Annotated in this window: 19 protein-coding genes; 9 read left to right on the top strand and 10 right to left on the bottom strand. The window is 68.0% G+C overall.

The window, feature by feature from the left end:
- Positions 1-225: 225 nt before the first annotated feature.
- Positions 226-1179, bottom strand: coding sequence for an SDR family NAD(P)-dependent oxidoreductase (locus ACLJRM_RS20020; protein WP_410663920.1), 954 nt, complete (start codon positions 1177-1179; stop codon positions 226-228).
- Positions 1180-1219: 40 nt separating this feature from the next.
- Between ACLJRM_RS20020 and ACLJRM_RS20015 the strand changes: the two genes are divergently transcribed.
- Positions 1220-1795, top strand: coding sequence for a TetR/AcrR family transcriptional regulator (locus ACLJRM_RS20015; protein WP_233223128.1), 576 nt, complete (start codon positions 1220-1222; stop codon positions 1793-1795).
- 5 nt (positions 1796-1800) lie between these two features.
- On the opposite strand, the gene ACLJRM_RS20010 is transcribed toward ACLJRM_RS20015, so the two are convergent.
- Positions 1801-2637, bottom strand: a complete 837-nt coding sequence (locus ACLJRM_RS20010; RefSeq protein ID WP_410663919.1) for a MerR family transcriptional regulator — start codon at positions 2635-2637, stop codon at positions 1801-1803.
- Positions 2638-2815: 178 nt separating this feature from the next.
- Between ACLJRM_RS20010 and ACLJRM_RS20005 the strand changes: the two genes are divergently transcribed.
- Both ACLJRM_RS20005 and ACLJRM_RS20000 read left to right on the top strand, forming a co-directional pair.
- Positions 2816-3046, top strand: coding sequence for a hypothetical protein (locus ACLJRM_RS20005; RefSeq protein WP_101608511.1), 231 nt, complete (start codon positions 2816-2818; stop codon positions 3044-3046).
- A gap of 92 nt (positions 3047-3138) precedes the next feature.
- Complete coding sequence (locus ACLJRM_RS20000) at positions 3139-3735, top strand: hypothetical protein (protein ID WP_410663918.1); 597 nt, start codon at positions 3139-3141, stop codon at positions 3733-3735.
- Between the two features lie 43 nt (positions 3736-3778).
- On the opposite strand, the gene ACLJRM_RS19995 is transcribed toward ACLJRM_RS20000, so the two are convergent.
- Positions 3779-4135 (bottom strand): DUF6892 domain-containing protein, encoded by a 357-nt coding sequence (locus tag ACLJRM_RS19995; protein WP_410663917.1) that lies wholly within the window; start codon positions 4133-4135, stop codon positions 3779-3781.
- A gap of 207 nt (positions 4136-4342) precedes the next feature.
- Here ACLJRM_RS19995 and ACLJRM_RS19990 point away from each other — a divergent pair, with 207 nt between their 5' ends.
- Together ACLJRM_RS19990 and eno are read left to right on the top strand one after the other, a co-directional pair.
- Positions 4343-4942 carry a DUF1707 domain-containing protein gene (locus tag ACLJRM_RS19990; protein WP_410663916.1) on the top strand — a complete coding sequence of 200 codons (600 nt, stop codon included), beginning with the start codon at positions 4343-4345 and terminating at the stop codon, positions 4940-4942.
- Between the two features lie 179 nt (positions 4943-5121).
- Entirely contained in the window at positions 5122-6411 is a 1290-nt protein-coding gene (gene eno / locus ACLJRM_RS19985; protein WP_410663915.1) for a phosphopyruvate hydratase, read from the top strand.
- Here eno and ACLJRM_RS19980 read toward each other — a convergent pair.
- Entirely contained in the window at positions 6406-8148 is a 1743-nt protein-coding gene (locus ACLJRM_RS19980; protein WP_410663914.1) for a cation:proton antiporter, read from the bottom strand. The two genes, eno and ACLJRM_RS19980, sit on opposite strands and share 6 nt — an antisense overlap.
- 158 nt (positions 8149-8306) lie before the next feature.
- On the opposite strand from ACLJRM_RS19980, the gene ACLJRM_RS19975 reads away from it, so the two are divergent.
- Positions 8307-9023: a Clp protease N-terminal domain-containing protein gene (locus ACLJRM_RS19975; RefSeq protein WP_101608517.1), complete on the top strand. Its 717-nt coding sequence runs from the start codon at positions 8307-8309 to the stop codon at positions 9021-9023.
- A gap of 5 nt (positions 9024-9028) precedes the next feature.
- On the opposite strand, the gene ACLJRM_RS19970 is transcribed toward ACLJRM_RS19975, so the two are convergent.
- Positions 9029-9997 carry a GlxA family transcriptional regulator gene (locus tag ACLJRM_RS19970; protein WP_101608518.1) on the bottom strand — a complete coding sequence of 323 codons (969 nt, stop codon included), beginning with the start codon at positions 9995-9997 and terminating at the stop codon, positions 9029-9031.
- Positions 9998-10133: 136 nt separating this feature from the next.
- Between ACLJRM_RS19970 and ACLJRM_RS19965 the strand changes: the two genes are divergently transcribed.
- The 3 genes from ACLJRM_RS19965 (at position 10134) to ACLJRM_RS19955 (ending at position 13404) form a co-directional block, all read left to right on the top strand.
- Positions 10134-10886 (top strand): dienelactone hydrolase family protein, encoded by a 753-nt coding sequence (locus ACLJRM_RS19965; protein WP_233223127.1) that lies wholly within the window; start codon positions 10134-10136, stop codon positions 10884-10886.
- 90 nt (positions 10887-10976) lie between these two features.
- A complete protein-coding gene (locus tag ACLJRM_RS19960; RefSeq protein WP_410663913.1) occupies positions 10977-12242 on the top strand; it encodes a preprotein translocase subunit SecY in 1266 nt (421 codons plus the stop codon).
- A 10-nt stretch (positions 12243-12252) separates the two neighbouring features.
- Positions 12253-13404 carry a glycosyltransferase gene (locus tag ACLJRM_RS19955; RefSeq protein WP_410663912.1) on the top strand — a complete coding sequence of 384 codons (1152 nt, stop codon included), beginning with the start codon at positions 12253-12255 and terminating at the stop codon, positions 13402-13404.
- Here the strand turns inward: ACLJRM_RS19955 and ACLJRM_RS19950 are convergent.
- Genes ACLJRM_RS19950 through ACLJRM_RS19930 form a run of 5 tightly spaced genes read right to left on the bottom strand, consistent with a single transcriptional unit; the run spans position 13394 to position 20587 of the window.
- Positions 13394-15364: a pentapeptide repeat-containing protein gene (locus tag ACLJRM_RS19950; RefSeq protein WP_410663911.1), complete on the bottom strand. Its 1971-nt coding sequence runs from the start codon at positions 15362-15364 to the stop codon at positions 13394-13396. The two genes, ACLJRM_RS19955 and ACLJRM_RS19950, sit on opposite strands and share 11 nt — an antisense overlap.
- Positions 15365-15394: 30 nt before the next feature.
- The gene (locus ACLJRM_RS19945; protein ID WP_410663910.1) at positions 15395-17935 is read right to left on the bottom strand and encodes a CHAT domain-containing protein; all 2541 of its coding nucleotides are present in this window, start codon (positions 17933-17935) and stop codon (positions 15395-15397) included.
- Positions 17936-17943: 8 nt separating this feature from the next.
- A complete protein-coding gene (locus ACLJRM_RS19940; RefSeq protein ID WP_101608521.1) occupies positions 17944-18414 on the bottom strand; it encodes a hypothetical protein in 471 nt (156 codons plus the stop codon).
- Positions 18411-18995: an RNA polymerase sigma factor gene (locus ACLJRM_RS19935; protein WP_101608522.1), complete on the bottom strand. Its 585-nt coding sequence runs from the start codon at positions 18993-18995 to the stop codon at positions 18411-18413. The genes ACLJRM_RS19940 and ACLJRM_RS19935 overlap by 4 nt, the downstream gene beginning before the upstream one ends.
- Positions 18992-20587 (bottom strand): S8 family peptidase, encoded by a 1596-nt coding sequence (locus ACLJRM_RS19930; RefSeq protein ID WP_410663909.1) that lies wholly within the window; start codon positions 20585-20587, stop codon positions 18992-18994. Before ACLJRM_RS19930 ends, ACLJRM_RS19935 begins: the two co-directional genes overlap by 4 nt.
- Positions 20588-21010 lie beyond the last annotated feature (423 nt).

Here is a 21010-nt window from a genome sequence, read left to right as displayed (position 1 = left end):
GGCTATCGCGATCCAGATCAGCACCGTGTGGCCGATGAGTGCGCCCGGCGGATGTCTGGGTCGACGGGGAACTTGGCTTGCGTCAACGAATGTGGTTACCAAGACCGACGGTGATCCTTCTCCTGATTACCTGAATGACCCGCACCCTTTTGAGATACCCGGAGAATGATTGCTCTCCGCACCCCGGCTCGACTTCAAGTCGAGGTCAGCATCGCCCCATCGCGGTCACGTGTCGCTTGCGGGCCCGGGATCTGGAGTGACCCCGGTGGCGGTGCTCGTGACCCGCCAGAGCTCGTTCGCGAGCCCCCGATCCTTGGCAGCCGCCGAGCGGCGTGCCGGACCGGCCGGACCGCGGATCTCGAACGGTCCGGCCGGGCCCAGGTAGTCACCGCTTTCGACCGGTCCCGTGGCGGCCATGAGCTGGGGTGCGATACCGGCGGTGACCGGCTGTGAGAGGTAGCGGTCCGGCAGCACGAGAAGGCGGGACCTCCACGTGCTCCCGCGGGCGAGCGCGTTGGTCAGCAGCTGTGACGTCGTCAGCCCCGGGTGAGCGGCGATCGACAGCACCGGGTCCCCGGCGGCGCGCGACCGTCGATCGAGCTCCGCGGCGAACAGGAGGTTCGCGAGCTTGGAGGCTCCGTAGGCGCGGGTCGGCGAATAGCGCCTGCGCTCCCAATGCAGGTCGGCGAGGCCGAGTCCGCCGGTGCGGTGGCCGAGGCTGGACGTCGTCACGACCCGCGCGGGGCGCCCGCGGTCTCCGGCTGCCCGCAGCGCGGGCATCAGCAACCAGGTCAGCGCGGCCGGGCCGAGGTGGTTGGTGCCGATCTGCAGCTCGAACCCGTCCCGGGTCCGGCTGTGCGGCCCCAGCGACACCGCGGCGTTGTTGATCAGCACGTCGATCCGGTCCCCGGTGCGTTCCCGGATCTCCGCGGCGGCGGCCCGTACCGAGGAGAGGTCTGCCAGGTCGAGCAGAACGGGTTCGGCCGACCCGGCGCCGTCGATCCCGGCTCGCACCTGGTCGACGGCCGCCGCTCCACGTTCGGCGTCGCGAACGGTCATCAGGATCCGGGCACCGGCCGCCGCCAGCGCACCGGAGAGAGCGAGACCGAGGCCGGAGGTCGTCCCGGTGACGACGACGGTGCGACCCGTCAGGTCGGGCAACTCATATGACACTGTCATATGGATAGCCTGCCCAGTTCGGATGACACTGTCAACTAGAATGGGCGGTGTGACACGCACCGAGACCGCCGAGGCCACGCGGCAAGCTCTTGTCCGCGCCGCTTCCGAGCTGCTCGACCAGGGCGGCCCTGACGCTGTGACCCTGCGCGCGGTCGGAGCCCGGGCCGGAGTCTCACGAGGTGCTCCCTACGGGCACTTCGAGAACAAGGAACATCTGCTTGCCCAGCTCGCCATCAACGCGTGGAGTTCCCTGGCGGACGACGTCGAGCACCTTCGCGCGAACCTCGAGTCCACTTCGGACATACTGCTGGAGCGAGCCATTCTGGCGCTGATCGACGTCGCTCGCCGTCTGCCGCACCGGTACGCGCTGATGTTCAGCGCTCCGGCCGATACGCCTGCCGCGCTGGAGGCCGCGGGCCGGCTCGAAGGCGTATTCCTGGCGCTGGTCGCGGATGTGGTCGGTGAGTCCGACGCTCCTCGGTACGGCGCGCTGCTGATGTCGAGTGCGCACGGCATCGCGGGAATGGAACTCAGCGGTCATCTGGCGAAAGACAAGTGGCAGGTCAGCGTGGAGCAACTCGTGCACATGCTGATCGACGCGATCCGACACGGATGACGGCGTCAGCCGTCTGCGAGATCCTGACCGAGGAGTTGTCCCGCGCGCTCGATGCAGCGCATCCGGGCGGGTGAGAAGTCGTACGGCATCTTCGTGAACGCTTCGAGGGCGCTCATCTGCGTGTCGTTTCCCTCGTCCGGGTCTTCGTAGCTCTCGAAGAGCTTCTCTTCGTCCGCGTCCAGCCCGGCGGCCTCGATGGCCTGCCACACGGCCTTGTTATGGGTGTATCGCTGGACGGCAAGGTCTTCGACGCGCGGATCGTCCGGCTCGACACCGTCGTCGAGGGCGGCCTCGGCCAAGTCGAGACGGTCTTCCTCAGCCCGCAGGTCGGGGTGGGTGGCCAGCGCGATGAACAAACCGGCCTGGACTGCGGCGCCCAGCGGACCGAAGATCCGCTCCGTGACCAGCAGGGCCTCCAGGTCGGAGGGGCGCAGCGCGCCAGGGGGCAGGTGACTGAGCCTGTCCGTCACCAGGTCGGAAAGCAGTCCCAGCGGGCTGCCCACGGCCCGCAGGCGCTGAACGGCCGCGCGCTGACGTCGGATGTTGGCCTCCTGGGCGGCCAGGGTTTCATCCAGGAGGTCCAGGTTTTCCTCGATGTCCCGGGTTTCGTCGAACGCGGCCCGCATGTCGTCGAGCTTGATGCCGGCCTCTGCCATCTTGCGGATCCACAGCAGACGGATCATGTCGTCGTAGCCGTAGCGGCGGCGGCCGTCCCCACCGCGCTCAGGCTCACGAAGCAGGCCGATCTGGTGATAGTGGCGGATGGCACGTGGGGTCGTCCCAGCGAAAGCGGCGGCATCACCGATCTTGACGTGCCGGGGAGACGTGAAGGAAAGGTACATCGCAAACGGCGCCTCTCGTGCTGTGGTGCCTCCAAGGACAGCACATGCCGTAGCGGCATGTGCAACACGCCAAGCCGTCAACAACTTGTTGAATTCACCTGATCGCCGGACAAGCGCGCCCGTTTCATGATTGTTTGTGCGCGCACGTGTTCCAAGAGAGAGAACTGGGGATGCACAAGTGAAGAAGAAGATCGCGGCAGCCGCCGCCGTGATGGGCGCACTGGCGTCAACGATCGCGTTCGCGCAGCCTGCCAGCGCGGGCGTCGACCCGAGGTACTACCGCGAGTCCAGCTGGTCGACTGAGGGCGACTGCAAGATCAGCGGCCACTCAGGCAAGCAGGAGGGCCGCTGGTCGGACTACTTCTGCTCGGCGTCGACCTATTCGTGGGACCTCTACGTCAAGCGGTAGTCCGTGACGGCGTGGGGACCTGGCGAACCATGAGCGTCCCCACGCCTGCCGGAACCCTGGCAGTTCCCGCGTCTCAGGGCTAGGTTTCCCGAATGGACAGATCCTGGGGGATTCTCGCCGCGCTCAGTCTGCTGCTCGCGGCCTCGGCCTGCGGCGGTCCGGACGAAAGTCCCACGCCGCCACCTGCGTCGTCGACGAGCAAACCGCCGCCGAGCAAACCGGCCACCAGCAGCACGCAGCCCACCTTCACGCCGGCGGTTTCCCCTCCGAAGGTGACCGCCGCCTGCCCGTTCCTCGGGGCCGGAGAACTCGCTCAGATCATCGGCACCTCGGGCATCGTCGCCAAGGAAGAACCACCCGGAAAGACCGACACGGCACCGAAGTACACCTGTGCCTACGGAACCGGCGATCCGCCGCGCGAATCGGCGCCACGGCTCTACTTCTTCGCTTTCACCAAAGCCGACCCGAACACTCCGGTCTCCAGCACGGCCAAGAACTGCACAGGCCCGAGCACATCGCTTCCCGGAGTCGGAGACGCCGCGATGTACTGCGAACTGGACGACTACTGGACCACGCTCGCCATCGCCAAGCGCGTCCACGGAGAGACGAGGATGGTGGACCTCCATCTCCCCCATCATCGCGACGACGTCTACACCCAGGTGGCGAAACTACTGGGTGAGCGACTGTGATCCGCGAGGCATCCTTCTCCACATCGAGAGGAGAAGGCTCGCCTCAGAGCCAGTCTGCCTCGATTCCGCGGGCACGCAACGTCTCCAGCGCCTCCTCGTTGCCCGTGTAGAGCAGCGTCATCGACTTCAGGTGGGGAAAGTGCCGCAGGTCGGCGAACTCGTCGACGTCGAACAGCCCGTCCTCGCCGTCCCAGTTCGGCGCGATCTCCAGGTAGATCTCGTTGCCGCCGTCCATCTCGATCTCGGTGATCTTCTCCGCGAGCTCGACAGGGACCTCGAGCGCCTCGAAGTACGCCAGAGCCTCAGGTACCGCCTCGACGCTCCCGTCGTCATAGGTGAAACCTTGTGCGGCGGCGTACTCCCGCAGGTTGAACCTCGGCAGGAGGTCTTGGTTGTACATCAGCTCTTGACGACGGCGAGCTTGAAGTTGGTGTCGGCGAACGGGATCTGCTGGCTCATGCCCCGAACCCTATACGGCGTAACGCGGCCTGGTTTTGTCACGCCCGTCATCCCGCCTCTCCGGCACCTGCTCACCTGCGTCAAGGTCGCCGGACCACTTTTTCCTCACAGGTAAGGAAAAACGGCCCCAGCCCCTACAATCGCGACCATGTCTGAAGCGGAGCGATCGGCGAGGCGAGTGGCTGATTCCGACCGCGAAAGGGTGGCTCAGCTGCTGTACGAGGCCATGGGGGCGGGCCGGATCACCACCGCCGAACTGGAGGCGAGACTCGACGCCGTCTACTCGGCGAAGACCTTCGCGGACTTCGAGCCGGTCGTCGCGGATCTCTCTCCGGTGAGCACCGACGCCGAGGACGCACGCGGTGGGCGGTCCTCCATCGCCGTCATGTCGGGCACTCGACGACGGTTCGACGGGCCGCTGCCGTCGAAACACGTCAGCCGCGCCTTCTGGGGCAGCGTGCGCCTCGATCTGCGGCACGCCGAGATCACCGCCGATCCCTGCACGATCAGGGCCGTCGCGATCATGGGCGGCGTCACGATCGTGGTCCCGGAGGACTTCGTCGTCGACGTCCGGGGAATCGGGCTCATGGGCGGCTTCGGGACCGGCCGCAGCCGGACGCGGCAACGGCCGGCGATCGGTGCGCCGGTGCTGCGCGTCACCGGTTTCGCCTGGTGGGGCTCGGTGAAGGTGATCCGGAAGGCCCGCGAGTCGCGACGCAAGACGATCGGGGGAGTTTCGCGAACGTAGTCGCGCCGGGCGGGTGCGTCCTGCTCCCCGAGCCGGCCGGACGGAATTCGGGATCGATTCAGTGGATCTCTGCTAGTCTCCCGGATGTCTCGCGGCTCACTGGGGTGCCGCGCACCGCAGCCGATACGCCGTGGCCGTCTCGGGCCCGGTGTTCCGGCGCGACTCATCGAGGAGCGAACATGACCGTCATCACCCGGGTCCACGGCCGCCAGATCCTCGACAGCCGGGGCAACCCGACCGTCGAGGTCGACGTCGAACTGGCGGACGGCTCACTCGGCCGGGCCGCCGTACCGTCGGGCGCCTCCACCGGGACCAAGGAAGCGGTCGAACTCCGTGACGGGGACAAGACCCGCTTCCACGGCAAGGGTGTGCGCAAGGCCGTCGACGCCGTCAACTCCGAGATCGCCGAAGCGATCGTCGGACGCGACGCGGAGGCGCAGGCCGACGTCGACCGCGCGCTGATCGCACTGGACGGCACCGCGAACAAGGCCCGGCTCGGTGCCAACGCCACCCTCGGCGTCTCGCTCGCCGTGGCCAAAGCCGCCGCGGCCGCCAGGAACCTCCCGCTGTACCGCTACGTCGGTGGCGTGTCCGCGCATCTGCTGCCGATGCCGATGATGAACATCATCAACGGCGGCGCCCACGCGGACAACCCGATCGACTTCCAGGAGTTCATGATCGGCCCGCTCGGCGCCGAGACCTTCACCGACGCCGTCCGGATGGGCTCGGAGGTGTTCCATACCCTGCGCGCCTCGCTCCACGAAGCCGGGCACAGCACCAATGTCGGAGACGAAGGCGGCTTCGCGCCGAACCTCAACTCCGCCGACGAGGCGCTCGAGTTCGTACTGCGTGCGATCGAGAAGTCCGGTTACACCCCCGGAGAAGACATCGCCCTGCTGCTCGACCCGGCCGCGTCCGAGTTCTACACCGGCGACGTCTACGACTACACCGGAGAAGGCCGCAAGCGCAGCGTCGAGGAGCACGTGGCCTACCTCGCCGACCTGACCTCGCGCTACCCCATCGTGTCCATTGAGGACGGTATCGCCCAGGACGACTTCACCGGCTGGGAGCAGCTCACCGGCGCCATCGGCGACCGCGTCCAGCTCGTCGGCGACGATGTGTTCTGTACCAACGTGAAACTGCTCGAGGACGGTATCGAGCGCGGCATCGCGAACTCGATCCTGGTCAAGGTCAACCAGATCGGAACGCTCACCGAAACCCTCACCACGGTCGAGACCGCGCACAAGGCGGGTTACTCCGTGGTGATGTCGCACCGCTCCGGCGAAACCGAGGACACCACCATCGCCGATCTCGCCGTCGCCACCAACTGCGGCCAGATCAAAACCGGCTCGCTGTCGCGCTCCGACCGCACGGCCAAGTACAACCAGCTCCTCCGCATCGAAGAGGAACTCGGCACCGAAGCCCGCTACGCCGGGGCAACCACCATCAGCGGCCGCCGCCGGTCATGAGGCGGGCTTGTCCCCCAGTTGCTCGAGGCGGGCCATCTCCACGTCCAGGGAGGTTTGCGCGCGGCTCAAGGCCTCCGAGCTGTAGTGGCCGCTCGACCGCGCGTGCTGGAGGCGCTCGGACTGCTCGGTGAGGACACGCAACCGCAGCCGCAGATACTGGAACACGCTTTCGGCCTGATCCGGTTCCGGGCGGCCCGCCCGCGCTCCGGACGGGACGCGCACATCCGACCGCACCCGGTCCAGGACCCGCTCGCCGAACGGCCCGTTGCCCGGATCTTCCAGCGCCGGGTCGTCCAAAAAAGACTTGGCCGCCTCGGTCAGCTCGGTCATGAGACCGACGTACTCCCGGCGCAACCGGTCCGGATCCTCTTCGGGTACGCGTGCCGCGCGGATGACCGCCGGGAGCGTCAAGCCCTGGACGAGCAGTGTGGTGGTCGCCACCACGTAGGCGATCAGGACCAGCAGCGCGCGATCCGGCGTGTCCTGCGGAAGGGTCTGCGCCGCGGCCAGGGTGATCGCCCCGCGCATCCCCGCCCAGCCGAGCACCACGCCGCCGCGCCAGCCCAGAGTTTCGGTGAGCCGGAACTCGACGTCCGCGGCGGCACGATCGAGCCGTTTCCGGAGGTTCTCCACCCGCCGTGGTGATGCTTTGTCCAGGCGCTCGGTGACGGCGGGATGGGACTCGTCGCCCCGAAGAACCGCCTGGGTCGTTTCCAAGCGTGGCTTGAATCGCGCCGCTCTTCGTTGTTCGCGGTAAAGACCCGCGACGAGCGGTCCGACGAAAACGATGCGCGCGACGATGACGAGCACCGAGGCGGCCAGGCCGATGAGGAGCGCGCGCCAAGCGCTCGAACCGTCTTCGTGCACCTCGTCGACGAGGGTCTTGACGCTGAGTCCCATCAGCAGGAACATCCCGCTCTCCAGCAGGAAGGCCACGGTGCGCCAGTTGACGGTCTCGGCGAGACGATCCGTCGCGCGCAGGTGCCGCGGGGCGAGGTGACCGGTCACCAGCCCGGCGACGACGACGGCGAGGATTCCCGAAGCACCCGCCTCTTCGGCGGGCAGGAAGGCGATGAACGGGACCACGAAGGAGATGGCGGTGTTGAGCACCGCGTTGCCCAGCAACGCGCGCACCCGGACGTTGACGACTCCGACCAGGAGCCCGATCCCGACCGCCACGGCGACCGCGTAGAAGAACTCCCCCACGATGCCCCAGACGGACACCGACCCGGCGACCGCCGCGACGGCGGACCGCAGCAGCACGAGCGCGGAGGCGTCGTTGACGAGCCCTTCGCCTTCGAGGACGGTCAGCAGCCGGGGCGGCAAGCCGAGCCGCCGTCCCACCGAAGTCGCCGCGACGGCGTCGGTGGGGCTGATGACCGCGCCGAGCGCGAACGCGGCGGGCCAGCCGATGTCCGGGATCAGCCAGTGGAACAGCCAGCCCGCGCCCAGCGTCGACCCCACCACGAGCAGGACCGCGAGGCCGGTGATCGGCCGGATGTTCCGCCGGAAGTCGACCATCGGCATGTTCACCGCCGCCGAATACAGCAGCGGGGGCAGCACCCCCGCGAGGATCAGCTCGGGCTCCACCTCCGGATGCGGGACGCCCGGCAGGAAGCTCAGGCCGATGCCGACCAGCACGAGACTCAGCGGCGCGGCCAGGTTGAGCCGCTCGGAGAACGCGGCCACGGCCACGATGCTGATGACACCGAGCACGATGACGAGGGTCAGGTCCACAGGCTGTACATGTCCTCTCGCGGCTCTGAGGCGTCATTGGAGTGGAGCGTGTCCATTGGTGACACGACATCGCCGGGCCCGCAAGTCGGGGAACAGCCACCCCTCCGGGGTCAACCTGAGGTTGACGAAACCGGTCTAGTCAACCTAGGGTTGACGACATGACACAGGCAAACCCTCCGGTCAGGCTCGACGACCTGATCACGGCGATCACCAAGAACCACACCGACGCCCTCGACCAACTTGCCGGAGCGATGCTGATGGCCGATCACATCGGCGAGGTCGCCGACCATCTCATCGGCCACTTCGTCGACCAGGCCCGTCGTTCGGGCGCGTCCTGGACCGACATCGGCCGCAGCATGGGTGTCACCAAACAGGCCGCGCAGAAACGGTTCGTCGGCAAACCCGATGCCAACCCGTCGCACAGTTTCGAGAAGTTCTCCCAGCCCGCCCGCGCCGCGGTCATCTCCAGCATGCAAGAGGCCAAGCTGGCGGGCAACGCCGAGATCATCCCCGCGCATCTCGTCCTCAGCCTGCTCGGCACCGAGGGCACCGCGGCCGATGCCTTGCGGGCGCAGGGTGTCGATCTCGACCGCGCACGGGAAACGGTGGTCGCGACCCTGCCGCCACGCACCGACGCCGATCCGGTGATGATTCCGTACGACGCCCGTGCGAAGAAAGCGCTCGAGCTGACCTTCCGGACGGCCTTGCGGCTCGACGACGACGGCGTCGGCACCGGCCATATCCTGTTGGCGTTGCTGGAAGAGGAGAACGGCACCGGGTTGCTGTCCTCACTGGGCGTCGACGCGGCGGCCGCCGAGAGGTTCGTCGCGGACGCCGCCGACGAGCCGCCGTCGAACCCCGGCGGAACCGCCTGACCTGGCTATCCGCCCGCGCCGCGACGAAACGCCGCGCGGTAATCCCTCGGACGGCGTCCCGTGTGCTTGGCGAACAGGGCGGCGAAGGTTCCGGGGTCCCGGTACCCGATCGCGGTACAGATTCCGGAGACGGTGCGGTCCGTCGTTTCGAGAAGATGGCGGGCGCGCCGGACGCGTGAGGAATGCAGGTATTCGAGCGGGCTCTGGCCCGCCTCCTCCGCGAAACGCCGCAGCAACGTCCTCGTGCTGACCTTGAACGTGTCCGCCAAGGCCGCCAGGTCGTAACGGGCGGCCAGGTTCTGGTCGAGCCGTCGCATGACCTGGCGGGAGAACTCGTTGCCGCGCTGCGGAAGGAGCCGCGCGTCGACGTAGGGGGTCTGGGACGATCGCGCGTCGTCGACCAGCGCCACCCGCGCTGTCGTCCGCGCCACCTCGGCGCCGCTGTGTTCGCGGATCAGTTCGAGCGCGAAGTCGTACATGGCGCTGAAGGCCGCCGTCGTCGTGACTCCCTTGTCGGTGACGACCAGGTGCTCGGGCCGGACATCGGCCTCAGGGCGGCGTCGAGCCAGTTCGTCCGCGAAGAGCCAGGACGTGGTGGCGCGGCGCCGGTCGAGAAGCCCTGCTTCGCCGAGCAGGAACGCGCCGACACAGATCGAGACGACGACGTTGCCCGCTTCGGCGTGGGACCGGATCGCCGCGACTTCCTTGGAGAGGCCCGCGATCTTCGCGTCGAGGTCCTGACCGGGTATGAACTCGAATCCCGGCACGACCAGGACGTCCACCTCACGCAGCGGCGAGACGGTCAACGCCACACCGCCGGATGCGACGACTCGGCGGCGCGGCGAGACGACAGACACCTCGTATCCGGCGTTGTCCGGTCCTGCGACGTGCGTGGCCATCGTGAGGAGATCGGGGACGCCGAACACCTCGGACGCGAAGCAACCCGGATAGGCCAGGACACCGACTCGCAGCATATGGCGAGATTACCCCTGAATCTGGCGATCCGGCCTATCGCCGCCGATGGGCGCGATGGTCCAGGCTGCGGGTGTGGACGGAAACCTCGACGATGCGATCACCGATTTCTCTCGCTGTCTCCGGGAGGTGGACGGCGTGACGAAGACGGTATACGTCGGGGGTTCCGGGCCCGCCGTGGTGCTGATGCCCGAGATGCCGGGCATCAGCCCCGACGTTCTCCGGTTCGCGCGCTGGGTGCGGGACGCGGGGTTCACCGTCCACCTGCCGTCCCTCTTCGGAACGGACGGGGCCTACCCGACGGCCGAGGAGGGCCAGCAGGTGGTCCGCCGCGCGTGTGTCAGCGCGGAGTTCAGGGCGTTCGCCGGCGGCGGCACCAGCCCCGTCACGTCTTGGCTGCGCGGGCTCGCACGGCTGGCCCACGCCGAGTGCGGCGGTCCCGGAGTAGGAGCGATCGGGCTGTGCTTCACCGGGAACTTCGCCCTCACGATGGCGCTCGAACCCGCCGTCGTCGCGTCCGTGGTCAACCATCCGTCACTGCCGTTGGACGACCCGGGCGGGCTCGAACTCAGCGACGAAGACGCGCTCGCGATCCGAGACCGCGTCTCGCGTGATGGCCTGAAAGTCCTCGCCTACCGCTTCGACGGTGATCGCTGGTGCACCGGCCAGCGCTTCGCCGCCTACCAAGCCCTCCTCGGCGACGCCTTCGACGGCCGCGTCCTGCCGGACGGCGCCGCCAACACCGACCCTCCCCCGTTCTTCCGTGACGTGGTCGGCACGCCGCACAGCGTCGTCACCGCTCACCTCGTCGACTCCGACGGGCAACCCACGCTGCGGGCCAGAGACGAGATCCTCGCCTACCTCACCGAGCGGCTCCGTCCTGCCCGGTGAGCCGGGCGGCGTGTCATCGGGATTTCATCCGCCCTTCCTAGCGTGGTCCACACATGGCGGGCAGGACGACGACGGAGGCCTCAGCAACCAATGAACGACAGTGCCGAGCGGACGGCGGGCAGAAGCTCCCTCCGTCACCGGATCCTGGTCACCCTGCTGGCGATCGTGGTGTTCCGGCTCGGGCAGGACCTGCCCGCTCCCCACGTGGACACCCGCGCGCTCGAAGCAATCCCGAAGACCGACAACCCCTGGTACTGGCTACTCGACCTCTTCACCGGTGGCGGGCTGTCCACCCTGCCGGTGTTCGTGTTCGGCGTCCTTCCCTGCCTGGCCGCGGCTCCGGTTCTGCGCACGCTGATCACCCTGGTCCCGCGGCTGGCCGCGCTCCGGGCCGAAGGGCGAGCCGGCGCGCGCCTGCTGACTCGGTACCGGCGGCGGCTCACCGTCGTGCTCGGCCTCCTCGGTGCCGTCGGCGTGGTCGTGTTCCGAGACCGGGAGGTTTTCGACGACCACGGCGCCGTCTCCATCGTCGTCACGGTGGCGTGCATGACGGCGGGTACCGCGCTGGTCCTGCGGCTGACCGAGGTGATCACCGACCACGGCTTCGGTAATGGCGTCCGGATTCTGCTCCTGGCACAGGTCCTGGCGGTGCTGCCGGCGGAGTCCCTGCGCCTCTACGAAGCGAAGGGCTGGGTCGCCATCGCGGTCATGGCCGTCGTGGCGTCGTCGGTCATGGTGGGCACGATCGTCGTCGCGCAGGCACAACGCCGTATCCCGATACAGCACGCGAAGCGGATGATCGGCGTGCGGACCTACGGCGGAAACCCGACCTACATCCCTTTGCGGATCGCCCAGGCGAACAGCCCCGCCGTCCTCGCCGCCGTGCTGCTGTCCCTGCCGGTACTGGCGTCGGGCCTCTGGCCCACCGTGACCTGGCTCGAATGGACCGGATCCCGGCTACGCGACGAAGGAACTCCTTGGCGGATCGTGGTTTACGTCGTCCTCGCCGGCCTCTTCGCGTTCGTCAGGGCGGCGGGAACACTGGACGTCGAGCAGGTGTCCCGAGACCTGGTGCGCACGGGTGGTTTCGTCCCCGGGATCCGGCCGGGCAGCTGGACGGCCGACTACATCGGCTACGTGTACCACCGGATCAGCTTCTTCGGCGCGGTCTACGCCGGAGTGATCGCGCTGATCCCGGTCGCCGGACTCGCTTTGCTGGACGCGAGCCCGCGACTCCCCTTCGGCGGCGTGACCCTCCAGGTGGTTCTCGTGTTCCTCGTCAGTGTCACGCTGGACACTTCGCGGCAGATCAACGAACTGCGCCTGCAGAAGAGCTATGGACAATTCCTTCGTTGAGGAGCCTTCAGTGACACGTCTGTTCTTCTCCGCCGGATCGGGATACAGCCACATCGCCCCCTTGCTGCCGCTGGCCTCGGCGGCGCGGGACCGGGGGCACGACGTCATGTTCGCGACCGGGCCGAACGCGGTCGAGCACACGCGAGCGAGCGGCTTGCCGACCATCGGGGTGGGCGGACCGGTCGACGAGGCGGCCGCCCGTCAGGCCTGGGGAAAGTACTCACCCTCCGAGCTGGCGGTGATGTCGCCGGGCGAGAAGCTGGCCTACGTGGTCACCGTGATGGCCGAGACGGGAGCCGGGCCGAGGGTGGACGAGATGCTGGCCGCGGTCCGCGAGCATCGGCCCGATCTGGTGATCGCGGGTGCCGCCGAATTCGCCGCGCCCGCCGCCGCCGCGATCGCCGGTTTGCCGTACGTGGTGCACGGGATCGGTCCGCCGAAACCGGCCGGGATCATGGCGGGCGGCTGGCGAGCGCTCGACCCGATCGTGCGGCGCTTCGGCCTCGACCGGTTCCCCGATCACGACACCGTCCCGTACCTGGACATCTGGCCGGAAGCGTTGCGGCCGGGAGGAGTCGTCTGGGATCACCCCGTCCGTCTCCCGGTGCGCCCGGAAGGAGTTCTGCCCGCGGCCGGAAACCGCCCTGCCGTCCTCGACGGGCTACCCCACGCGCGGACCGTCTACGTCACGGCGGGGACCTCTCACAACACCCGGCCCGGGGTGCTGGAGACCATGATCTCGGCGCTGCACGGTGAAGGTGTCAACGTCGTCGCGACCATCGGCCGCGACGGCGACCGGGAACGGTTCGGCGCACAGCCTGACTCCGTACGTATCGAGAACTTCCTTCCTCAGCAACGAATACTGCCCTATGTCGACGCGGTCGTCTGTCACGCGGGCGCGGGCACCGTACTGGGCGCGCTCGCGCACGGTGTGCCGCTGGTGGTCTCGCCGCTGGCCACCGATCAGTTCGACATGGCCGCCCAGGTCGTCGAGGCTCGCGCCGGGGTGCTCGCCGATGACGGGATCCGTGACGCGGTCCGCACTGTGCTCGCCGACCCCGCGTACCGCGATTCCGCCGCGTCCCTCGCCGAGCGGATCGCCGCGATGCCGGAACCCGCCACCATCCTGGACCACCTGACGAAGTACGCCGCTAACGTTTGACACGGGCACGGATGGCCAAGACCGCGAGAGCCACCAGCAGAGGACCGAGCGCACGGCCCGCCATGACCGTCCAGAATCCCAGAGGTGTGAATTTCTGGTCGGTTTCGCGGAAGACCACCGAGCCCAAGGCGATCCGGATTGCCTTGTCCATCCGGTCGGGCGTCCATCTCTTGTCGGGCGCGGGCAGTTTCGACTCGACGGGCTGGACTCGGTAAACAGTCGTCGAGGGCTGTCCGGACGCGGCAGAGAACGGGCCGACGATCTCCTGCGTCCCGGTCCCGTTCGTCAGGCCGAACTGGGTGAGCAGGGCGAAGATCACGGCGACCAGCACGACCAACGCGGAGAGGGCACGTCCCGCGCGCTGACCATAGCCGGAGATCATCCAGTAGAGGGTGAGCAAGACACGTTCCCGGCGAGAGGTCGTTCCGGAGTGGCGACGTGCTTCCATTTCGCCGAAGTAGAAGTCGCCCGCACCTGGTTCGTTCTTGGCGTCTTCGAACGCTTTCCGCAGTGACCGGTACAGCACGGCGAGCCGTTCCGGACTGAGCGGAGGGAAAGTGACGGGACTCCCGAGGTTGGGCAGGTTCCTGGACCAGCCGTGGTGTTTGCGCCGCTCGGCCCGCCACGGATGCTCCTCGGCCAGAACCCGCCTCCGGCACCAATGCCACACGGGCGGCCACGCCCAGCCGAGCCGCCAACCGGCGGGAGGCCGGTTGAACGGGCCCCTGCCCTCCAGCTTGAGCTTGTCCAGCTGGTGAGCTCCGGCGAACCGGCACCACCGCAGGTCCACATCCGCGAGGGTCACTTGCGACACATCGGTTTCTTGCACGCTCAGCACGCTGGGTAGCCACGGTTCGAGGACCTCGACCGAGCCGGAGGCGTGGTTGCCCGGCCACTGCACGATCATTTCGGGATCAGCCTCGACGACCAGGCTCGAGACCCTTCGCGTGAACGGTACGGGGGAACCGCTGAGTGACGACGGCGCCCCGAAGAACGCTCGCCGAAGGGTCACCTGGGCACGACGTACTCGTAGCTCGGTGCCCGCTTCGAAGCGCGCATCGGATGCTGTAAGCGATCCAGCCTCCGCCTCGACCACGACACGACGGGCGAAGGAGGCACCGTCGATGACGAGAGACGTCGCTACCAGCGGGCCGAACCTCACGGCCTCTTCGAAGAGCGCATTGCTGAAGTACGCGGCTCCGTGGAACGTCGCGCCCTCGAACATCGCGGCCGCACCGAAGCGTGCTTCGTCGAAATCCGCTCCACCACCGAAATGCACCTCTGCAAACCGGGCACTTCGATGAAATCGCACCCCGGTGAAGTCCGCCTCATCGTTGAACCGTGCATCTCCGAACCAGGCGATTCCCCCGAATCTCGCGCTCCCGAAATACGAATTCCCGTTGAACTCGACATCGTTGAATCCACCGTGCCCCTCGAACCTCGTTCTCCCGAACCAAACGCCTCCGTCGAACCGCGCACCGGTGAACCAGGCGTCACCACTGAACCGCGCGCTCCCGAACCGGGCCATGCCATCGAAGCGCGCACCGGCGAACCCACGACCGCTCAGATAGGAGACTTCTTGAGATTTCCTGAACTCAGGATAGGTGAGCGTGCCTGGATGATCCCAACCCAAGCGATCAAAGTGAAAAAAGTCCTTGAAGTGACAATGTCCGAAGTCCGCAGTACCGAAATGCGGTGTCTTGAACTCTTGATTCGCCGGAGTATCGGCAACAGCAATCAGTAACGACATGAGCAGTGACGAGGTGAACGTGGTTCCACGGACGTCCAGATCCGCACCGGGACCGAGATTCCGGAGCGTCTCGCGCAGCCCGCGCTCGTCCAGATGAGCGAGACAATGGTCGAACCCCTCGCACGTTCGGCCTACGCACCCGTCGTTGGCGCACGTCGGCCAGAAAGGCTCGACAAGCGGCGGCTCGTCGGGCGCGGCACCGGTTTCCATCATCGCCTGCCTTTCCGGAAGAACTCGGCTTCACTGACCGAAGCAGACCAACGGCATCAGCAGTTCGCCGCAGGTGGCGTCGGCCAGCGCCCTCGCGGGCACCGTCCCCCGCGCCAGCGCCCGGTGGTAGGACTCCATGACCTGGACGACCGCTCGATCGTCGACCCTGGCCACACTGGAGATCACCGTCCTGCTTCCGCTGTAGAGCAACGCGGCGGTGAACCCGAGGATCTCGTCCCCGGGACGGACCACCGCCTGGCCGATGTCGCAGGCGGACAGGACGACATGGTCCGGCACGGATTCGAGCAGCTGGACGTCATAGGCCATCAGCGGGCCGTCTGCCAGGTCGAGGCGGGAGAAGAGCACGTTCTCCTGTTCATGGTGCCCGTGTGCGGCCAGATGCACCGAGTCGTATTCGGCGAGAGCTTTCGACGTCGCCTCGATCGTGGCGTCGTTGCCTGCCAGCACTTCCGCGCGAGGGTAGACCTCCGCGACGCGATCGGCTTCGTTCGTGGCGTGCTCGAGTCCGGGACCGGCGACCGTCAGCATCGCCGCGTGGTCCGCTGTTTCGCGCGTGGGCACCGTACAGAGGGCGAGCCAGGCGGAAGGCGACGGTGTGACCGTCACCGGACGGCCCCGGAAGGGCTCGAGCAACCCCCACGGCACGATCGAAAGAACTCCGGTGGGCACCACCACCACGTCGGCGTCGCCCAGTCGCGTGAGCAGCGGTACCAGCAGTTCCTCGGCCAGCACACCGACCTGGCGGCGCACGGACGACCGGATGACCCGCTCCAGCGCGGCCGGCAGCCTTCGGCCGCAGACCGCGTTCAGATCACTCTGCAGGCGCATGACCGCTTCGGTCACCACGGCCACGTCACCGAGATCGATCAACGACGCACGGTGGCCGTCGACCACCAAAGCACGGAATCTGTCCTTGTCGGCGAGGAAACCGAGCATCACACTGTCCCTTTTGGACAGTTCGGCGCGGACACCGCCATAGGTCGCCCTGGATACCTGAAGGTCGGCCCCTTCGGTCTCCCATCCCCTAGCCCTGATGCCGCGTTCCAGTTCGGCGCACCGGCGTCGCGCCTCCGCGTCCGAGGCGCCGGCGAGTTCGGTGGTGCGGATCTTGCCCGCGAGCTGGCGCAGTTCGGCGACGGCGTCGACGGTTTCCCCGTCGGGCCGGTGGGGCCGCTGAATCCCGAAAGCCTGGGCACGGGAGCGTTCCAGCCAGCGGAAGACGACCTCCGGCGAACCGTTCGCCCATGCCGCTGCCAGGCCGGTCTTCGCCAGATCGCGGCCGAGTGAGGCGACACCGGTTCGGAGGTCGAGGCTTCCGAACCCGCTTCGATAGGCCTCGAGCGATTTCAGCCCGGCCCGTGCCTGGGCCAAGGTCGTCCGCCGGTCACCGGTCGACCACGCGAGCTCCGCCCGGGCCAGCTTGCGGAGCAACCGGTTCGCCAGCGGACCGTCCGGCAGGGCACGGTCCGCGAGCGCGGCGCGTGCGGCCTCGGGGTCGGCGAGAGCGATGTTGGCCCTGGCGGCCAAGAGCTTCGCCGTCTCGGCGTCGTTCCGGAGCCCGAGGCCCGTGAGCCGGGTGGCGAGTTCCGCCGCGTCGGCCGCCACCCGTTTCATCCGGCCACCGGCCGTGAAGTCGGCCCGCAGCAGGGTGAGCGCGGCGACCGCGGCCCAGGTGTCGTTGCCGCGCCTGCGAAAGCGACGGGTCGCGCGGCCTGCCCATCGCCGGGCGCCTGCCAGGTCTCCGGCCGCCAAGGCGGCTCGTGCCCTGGTGAGCTCCGCTTCGGCATGTTCCTGATCCATCCGGAGCCGGGGGAAACGCGCGAGGGCGAAATCGAGCTCGGCGGCGGCTTCGCTCGGCAGACCCGCGGCGAGCAGCGCCCGCCCCTTGTCCACCGCGAGCGGAGCCAACATGCCCTCGCCATGCTCCGCGTAGACCTCGGCCGCCGCGCTGAAATCGCGGAGCGCGGCGGGGATGTCCCCGGTCAGCACCTTCGCCTGTCCTCGTCCTTGGAGCGCTTTCGCCAACGTCCTGGGAAGTCCGTCGGCAGCCCCGTGGGCCGTCGCGATCTCGGCACAGGCGTCGAGGTCGGCGAGAGCGAGCCGGACCCGGCCCGCGGTCTGGTGCAGCAGCGCGCGATTCAACAACGCCCTGGCCAGCGCCACGGGTTCGCCGGAACGCCTCAACAGCGGAATGGCTTCGTCGAAGCACGTGAGCGCTTCGGCCATCCGTCCGACCAGGATCAGGGCCAGTCCGCGCTGCTGACGGAGCGCACCGTGGTCACCGGGGGCGACGGGCAGCACCTCGGCGGCGTCCAGCAGGTCGAAGCCGTGTTCGCTGTTGCCCAGCACGACCTCGACACCCCCGAGGGTGCTCAGAACTCTCGCGGCGAGCGCCGGCCGAGCCGGAGGACGGTTCAGCAGTTTCACCGCGGCACGGAGCAGCCGGGCTCCGCGTACGGGGTGCCCGCTGTTGGTCGCTTCGATCCCATCGCGGTGCAGCGCGCGCACACGCTCGTCGATGCCCTTCGGCGACAGGTGATCTGGCTCCACGACCGGCCCTAGAGTTCCATGGCCGGCGTGCTGATCGTCCGGCCTCCACCCTGCGGCCGGGCGATCAGCTGAACCATGCCCCGCGCCACCCTGTCGACGGCGAACCGCCCCTCGCGGTCAGAGCTGATCGTGATCGAGCCGGAGGAGGTCCTGACCTCGATCTCCAGCGCGGCCGGTGGCTGGATCCACCCGTCCAGCCGGACCGTGCCGTCGGTGCGGGCGCCGACGCTGACCATGATCGTGAGACTGCTGCACTCGAAGGTGAGCAGGGTGCTGCGCTCGTCCCCCCTGGCGGCGGGCACCCCTCCGCATTCGATCAGCCGGAAGACCTCCAGTTCGACGTTCTTCAGCCGGACCGCGAACTGGATCTGTTCCACGAGGTTCACGGGTACCGGGTCGGTTTCGTTCCACAGCTCGCGAACCTGGCGGAGCAATGTCCGGTCCAGGTCGTCGAGGGATTCTTCGTTGATGCCGGTCATCTCCACTCCTCGCCGTGGGCGGTGGTCAAGATCTGCTTGAGCCGGGTCAGGCAACGGCTTCGTGTGGGTCCGACGCTGCCTCGTTTGATCCCGAGCGCCGAACTGATCTCCTCGTAATCCGGTCGGTGCACGAAGGCGACGATGCGCAGCAGGGTCCGGCACCGTTCGGGCAACTTGTTCACCGCCGCCCACAACCTCCGCCGCTGATCGGCGGCGACCGCCTCGTCGTCCGGACGCGGACCGGGCGCGGGCACCGACTCGAAAAGACCGTCGGCGGGCGGGCGCTCGGCTTGGTAGCGGGTCCGCGCCCGCCAGGTCTCCCGTTTGGTCACCGTGATCAGCCAGCCGGTGAGGCCGGCGGGACTGTGGATCTCGTGGAGGGAGCCGAGAAGATTCAGCCATGACGTCTGGACGACGTCGGACGCGCCGTCCCTGTCGATCCCCTGCGCTCTCGCGACATGCCACAGCAAGGGGGTCAGGGTCTCGATCAGCCCGTTCAGGGCTTCCCTGTCACCACTCTGGGCGGACTTGAGCAGCGTCGCGAGATGGTCGAAGTCGAGGGCGCCCGATGGCGTGTTCATCGGAGCAGGTCCAATGCCGCTTCGGCCCGCTTCCGGGTGGCGCTTCGCGTGCAGTCCGTGAGCGGCGTTCTCTCCGTCTCCGCGACTTCGATCAGCGCGTTGAGCACCGCCGAAGCCGCCTGCGGGGCGGCGAAGGAGGTTCCGTCCCAGATCGCGAATCCACTCGAGAAACAGTCCGGGTCGAATCCCTTCCGGCCCAGAGCGGGTACATGATGGTCCGGAGTTTCCGATCCGTCGATGTCGGTCGGATGCGTGCTCACCACGCAGACGCCGTCGGCCCAGCAGGACACGTAGGCGCCTTCGTTGGAGAACAACGCCTTGCTGCCGTCGGGATTCAGCGCGCCGACGCCGACCACCCGCGGCCCCTTGCCCGACAGCCGGGTCGAAAGGGCCGCGGGGAAGAACTCGCGTGTCGTCGCGTTGTTGCCCGCCGCGGCGACGACCACCACGCCGCGCTCGGTCAGTTTGCCGACGACCTCGGCGAGCTGAGAGGTGTACTTCGCGGCCGACGGCCATTCCTCGAAATACCCGATGGAAAACGAAATGACGTCGATCATCAGGTCGGGATCGCCGTTCCTCTTCTGCGCGGCGCGAACCCGGTCCAAGGCCTTGTGCAGCATGAGCAAGGTGTCCGAAAGATAAGCGACGCCATCGGTGTGCACGATCCTGACCGCGAGGACCTTCGCGCGAGGCGCCGCCTGCCGGACGACACCCGCGATGAAGGTGCCGTGGCCCGCGTCCGCGGCGACCTCGCCGATCAGCGCGTCCGTCGTCATCGGCCCGTCGCGATGGCCCACCAGCAATTCCACCGGGGCCGTCGACGCCAGCAGTTTTTCGTTTTCGAGAATCGCCGCCTGGATGTCCGGTGCGACGACGATGAACTCATCGCCGGACTGACCCCCTTGCGACGGGTCGTACACGTCGAGCCAGGGATGGGGCCCGGTGCCGGAATCGGGAACCAGCACCGTCGGGCGCCGGGCCAGTGCGGGTCGCGACGGCGCGGGGCCGGGCAGGGAGACGGGGATCCGGGACCGGCCGCCTGCCCGGCCACCGTTGACGCGCTCGCCCAGTCCGGTGACATCCCAGGGCACACCGGTCAGGCCCACGCCGGTGAACATGAGGTGGTCCAAGGAAAACCTGCGCACGACAGCCGGATCGAGCCCCGCCCTCTCGCGACTGGAGGCCTCGCGCATGCGCTGCAGCACTTCCCACGCGTCGATGGTCCGCGCGCTCGCGTCGGGAAGGAGCGCCAACGCGAGCGAGACCGGCGCGCCCGCCGGGCGGAGGTCACTGCCTGACGTGAGGGCCTGCAATCCCATGTCCCGCAGAACGCCCTCGATACCGGAGCGGGTGGGACCGTCGTTCCACGCCTCCGCCGGCATCAGGAGGGCGTTCGCGCGGTAGACGGTCGGCAGGAACCTGCTCGACCGCTCCGACGGCCACCCGGCGACGACCATCGCGTCCGCGGGTCGCAGCACCCGCGCGCCATGGCGTTCCAGCAGTTCAGCGGGACAAGACGGTAGATAGGCCTCCTCGACGGCGCCTGATTCGGGGTACGCGTCCGGGTCGGGCGAGACGAACCTGACCGCCATCACAGCCTCCCTCTCATGACAGAACGGACCACGTCATTGAGGTCGCGGGAGGAGAGTGGCCGGATACGAAACGGGAATCTCGACCGGGTAACGAAATTCAACCGCTTCGAGAATGTTCCGAAGACGGATGGTCGTCGGAATATCTTCGTGTGCCGGGCTATTTCGTGAACCTGACACAGGAGGGCTGTGGTGGCTTGGTGGGCCGGGTGGTCGTGAGTGGCGATTCGGGTTAGGGCTATGGGTGTCTTGGTTACCTACGGCCTCTGGCCGCGGTCGTTCACGAGTCCGGGCCGTGAAGGGCCCCTTGCCTCGGCTCAGCCGAAGAAACTCGACCCTCACGCCTGTCCCAAGTACGTGATGGCCCCCTTCCTTGCGCTAGACGCAAGGAAGGGGGCCATCACGTACTTCAAGCGGCCACGGCGC

Source organism: Amycolatopsis sp. lyj-84 (assembly GCF_046549075.1).
Classification (GTDB): domain Bacteria; phylum Actinomycetota; class Actinomycetes; order Mycobacteriales; family Pseudonocardiaceae; genus Amycolatopsis.
This window is presented reverse-complemented; position numbering and strand designations above follow the sequence as displayed.